Origin of the sequence: Pseudomonas amygdali, assembly GCF_002699855.1 — a bacterium.
Lineage (GTDB): Bacteria > Pseudomonadota > Gammaproteobacteria > Pseudomonadales > Pseudomonadaceae > Aquipseudomonas > Aquipseudomonas amygdali.
The window spans coordinates 1-3,914 of record NZ_LKBW01000139.1; the positions used below are offsets into that span (position 1 = coordinate 1).

The following is a 3,914-nucleotide window of genomic DNA, read 5'->3' on the forward strand; positions in this document are numbered from 1 at the left end:
CCGAGTCTGCCCAGGTGGCATGACTCAAACAAAAGGGTCTCCGAGAAACCCGGGGCGGTTCATTAAGACAAATTATCGAGGCGCGAGCGAGAAAGCGAAGTGAGCCCTGTCTTGGCGTGTGCTGGAGTTGGGCAAGCAGCCTAAGGTGCTCGTTCTGATCGCGATAGGTAGGTCAGGCGCTTTCAAATCCTATCTTGGGAGTTGACGTTGTCTCGTAGTGTGGTAAATTTACGTCGCTGCCCTGGAAACTCCACTCCCCTGNGCCCCGCTTGCGGGGCCTCCTCGTTTTCGCAGTTTGGTAACGGCGGGTATCGTTTCCGACGCTCGGCTCTGGTTCTTGCCTGCTCACAATCACCTGTACTGCGCGGCTATTCAGGTATGGGCAAACGCAGGACTGTGAGTGAATCTCGACTCACCGCTTTCACCAACCAAATCCCGTTATCTGCCTGAAAAAACCGTACCCCGGCTTCAAACATACCCTTCGCGTCAACGGCAAGAAGCACCGGTTGCCCGTATCGTTTGCCGACGCTCATTGCGGTCATCTGGATCCTCAGTCAGATGAGCATGATGCCGACTGCCTGCGATCAGCCCCTGTGTCTCGATGGAGGTCATGAAGCGACTTGCGGTGCCATGATAAAGCGTAGCTGGCGGTTCCTTTTCGGCGTGCTGCACTTGAACCTGAACGGTGCTGTGGCCCTGTGCTGCACGAATGCGCTGGTCATCTTCGGATAGCGTGAAGCGTTTTTTCTCGTTGGTCTCAACCACTTCATTCAATGCCTGGCGGTCGAAAGCATGGCCATGCGCGTTTGCTTTCCGGATCAGATCATCGACATCACTCCAGCCGTCGCGGTCCAGGGTCAGGCCCATTGATTCGGGGGCGTGGCGCAGCAGGTAGCTGAGCAATTTGCTGATTTCGTCACGTTGCTTTTTGTTCAAGGACGTGCACTTTTTCATTTGGGTGTGCGCCAAGTCTAAAGACAAACGTTAAACGGCTTCCATGCTCTCATCAGACGGTCTTTGACCGAAAACACTCCCGCTTTGCCAGTGTCCCCTTACCGCCCACTATTAACATCTGGTTTACTGTGCCCACGATAATTACAAAAACTCAGGAGTCATGTATGCAACCGATTCGTCTCGGTCTGGTGGGCTACGGCAAGATTGCGCAGGATCAACACGTCCCTGCCATCCACGCCAACCCCGCATTTGAGCTGGTGGCTGTCGCTACGCAAGGGCAGCCGTGTGCCGGGGTGGAGAACTTCAAGTCGCTGGGCGAGTTGCTCGAGAGTGGAGTGCAGGTTGACGCTATTGCGTTCTGTACGCCCCCGCAAGGCCGCTTTGCTCTGGTGCAAGAGGCGTTGGCGGCAGGCAAACACGTGCTGGTCGAGAAACCGCCATGTGCGACGCTGGGTGAGGCGATGGCGTTGGTGGAGCACGTGTCGGAGCAGGGCGTCAGTGGTCTGTTCGCCTGGCATTCGCGTTACGCGCAGGGTATCGAAGCGGCGCGTGAGTGGTTGTCCACCCGTACTCTGCAAAGTGTCCAGATCGACTGGAAGGAAGATGTGCGCAAATGGCACCCTGGGCAGGCGTGGATCTGGCAGCCCGGTGGCCTGGGTGTGTTCGATCCGGGTATCAACGCCCTGTCGATAGTGACTCACCTGCTGCCACTTCCATTGTTCGTCGAATCTGCCGAACTGCGCGTGCCGAGCAACTGCCAGTCGCCAATTGCCGCTTCTATCAAGATGTCCGACACGCGCCACCTCGATATTCATGCCGAGTTCGACTTCGATCACGGTCATGACGAACTCTGGAGCATCGAGATTCGTTGCGCCGAAGGCACCTTGCGCCTGGATAACGGCGGCGCACTGTTGAGTATCGATGGCGTGCGCCAGACGGTTTCGGAGGAAGGCGAGTACGCGGCGGTGTATCAACACTTCCAACAGTTGATCGGCAACAAGGCCAGTGACCTGGACCTGCAACCGTTGCGGCTGGTCGCGGACAGTTTTTTCGTGGGCAGTCGGGCATCCGTTGAACCGTTCTACGACTAAGAGCCTCTCAGGTACAGGTGGGGGCAAGCGCTTTGTCGGCCCCCGCACACGTCAGCCTGACAAGAGAGCAGAAATTGGACAAAAAACAGCCTTGGCCTTGCAGTGAGCAGGAGTTGTCAGAAGTGCGACGGTTTAATAAAACCCTCGCGCGAATGCCGCGTTTCCAGATTCGCAATCGTGTTACACCCCGGTTGATTCAGGCGTTATTGCGTGCGGCTCAGATTGGCAGCGCTTTCAAACCGGGAGGGCATGGGCTGCAGATTGAAAAAAGAACGGTCAGCACGGATAACGTACCGGTCCCCGTGCGTATCATCAGGCCCAAAGGCAAACCCAGAGGGGTAGTGTTCGATATTCACGGTGGCGGATGGGTGATTGGCAACGCCCAGATGAACGATGATCTCAACGTCGGCATGGTCAACGCCTGCGACGTAGCCATTGTTTCGGTTGATTACCGACTTGCTGTAACAACCCCCATTGAAGGCCTGATGGAAGATTGCTTTTCTGCCGCCTGCTGGCTGTTGGGCAAAGACTGCGAGGAGTTTGCCGGCCTGCCGGTTATCGTGGTCGGAGAATCCGCTGGCGGGCATCTTGCCGCAGCCACGCTTCTGAAATTGAAAAGCCGACCTGATCTGCTCGAGCGGATAGTGGGTACGGTCCTGTACTACGGCGTCTACGACCTGACGGGCACCAAGAGCGTGCGTACCGCAGGGCCGGAGACGCTGGTGCTGGACGGGCCGGGCATGGTCGGTGCAATGCGTTTGCTTACCCCCGACCGAAGCGACGATAAACGCCGCGAGCCGCCACTGTCACCGCTGTATGGCGATTTGACCGGCCTTCCGCCCGCACTGATGTTCGTTGGAGAGATCGACCCGCTTCTGGATGACACACTGCAAATGGCCGAGCGCTGGGCCGACTCGGCAGAGGTCGAAATGCACCTCATGCCCGAGTCGCCGCACGGCTTCATCCACTTCCCGACTACCTTGGCGCGCAAGGCTCTGGTGCGCAGCCGTGAATGGATCAATGAGCGGATCGACGCGCTGGGTTGAGCTCGCCTCTCAGCCTATCTCCGTGACCCACTTCGATACTGGGTCGCCACTGCTCAAGCCCGGCTGCACAAGACCGTCGATCATGAAGGTCGGCGACACGTGTATGCCGTTCTGGCGGGCGTATTTAGCGTGCCATTTCACGGCGTGCTCAAGCTCGGGATTGGCGAATGCGTCAGCCAGCGCAAGGCCGCTGTAACGCTCGATACGCGCGATGATGTCATTGGGCGTCGCGTCCATGTTCGGGCCGCTTGCGTGATGTTCAAACTCGAACTCTTCACGGTGCGAGGCAACCGCTGTCATGACGGCCTTGGCGCTTTCCTTGCCGCCTTCCAGCGTTGCAGCCGCGAGTATGCAGCGCACGATAACGCCCGAAAACATGTGCCAGGGCTGGGATTGCAGGCGGATTTTGACAGTGATTTTGTCTTCTCCGGCCTGAGCCAGCAGTTCATCGAGCTTGAAGAATGCCTTCACTGAAAAAGGGCAGGTTGGCTCAAGGAAGACTTCGAACAGACGAGGCCCGTGGCCCCAGGAAAGTACGTCTGAATACATGGTCGTGTTGCTCCCGTCGATGGTTGTGCAGAAAACGCGCCGGGCTGATTGCATTGCGCCGAGCATGGTCACCAGAAGCGTTCTCGCGAACACCTCTCGTTCCTCACGCAGAGCATTGGCGCGAGATAAACAAGGCGCGCCCGGCTGATTTGCCTTGCGCCGGGCATGGTAGCGAGAAGTAATCTCCCGGACACCTCTCGTTCCTCACGCTCTGGTATGCCCCCCGAAGGTTGGACAATTATCCACTTACGCTGCCTTGGCGGCCTGCATCCTG

3 protein-coding genes and 1 pseudogene are annotated in these 3,914 nt (G+C 57.8%); 2 read left to right on the plus strand and 2 right to left on the minus strand.

The annotated features are described in order from the left end of the window. Positions 1–368: 368 nt before the first annotated feature. Positions 369–936, minus strand: a pseudogene (locus tag AO277_RS11770) (RNA 2'-phosphotransferase). A gap of 182 nt (positions 937–1,118) precedes the next feature. Here AO277_RS11770 and AO277_RS11775 point away from each other — a divergent pair. After that, positions 1,119–2,045, plus strand: coding sequence for a Gfo/Idh/MocA family protein (locus tag AO277_RS11775; protein WP_005732214.1), 927 nt, complete (start codon positions 1,119–1,121; stop codon positions 2,043–2,045). 74 nt (positions 2,046–2,119) lie between these two features. Continuing rightward, positions 2,120–3,091, plus strand: coding sequence for an alpha/beta hydrolase (locus AO277_RS11780; protein ID WP_031599251.1), 972 nt, complete (start codon positions 2,120–2,122; stop codon positions 3,089–3,091). Between the two features lie 9 nt (positions 3,092–3,100). Here AO277_RS11780 and AO277_RS11785 read toward each other — a convergent pair whose 3' ends face one another. Next, on the minus strand, positions 3,101–3,640 hold the full coding sequence (locus tag AO277_RS11785) for a DsbA family protein (protein WP_044320102.1): 540 nt from the start codon (positions 3,638–3,640) through the stop codon (positions 3,101–3,103). Between the last annotated feature and the right edge of the window lie 274 nt (positions 3,641–3,914).

Bases quoted from the DNA above. Each gene is read 5' to 3' on its own strand.
- AO277_RS11785 (WP_044320102.1), bottom strand. From the start codon at position 3,640: ATGTATTCAGACGTACTTTCCTGGGGCCACGGGCCTCGTCTGTTCGAA.
- AO277_RS11775 (WP_005732214.1), top strand. From the start codon at position 1,119: ATGCAACCGATTCGTCTCGGTCTGGTGGGCTACGGCAAGATTGCGCAG.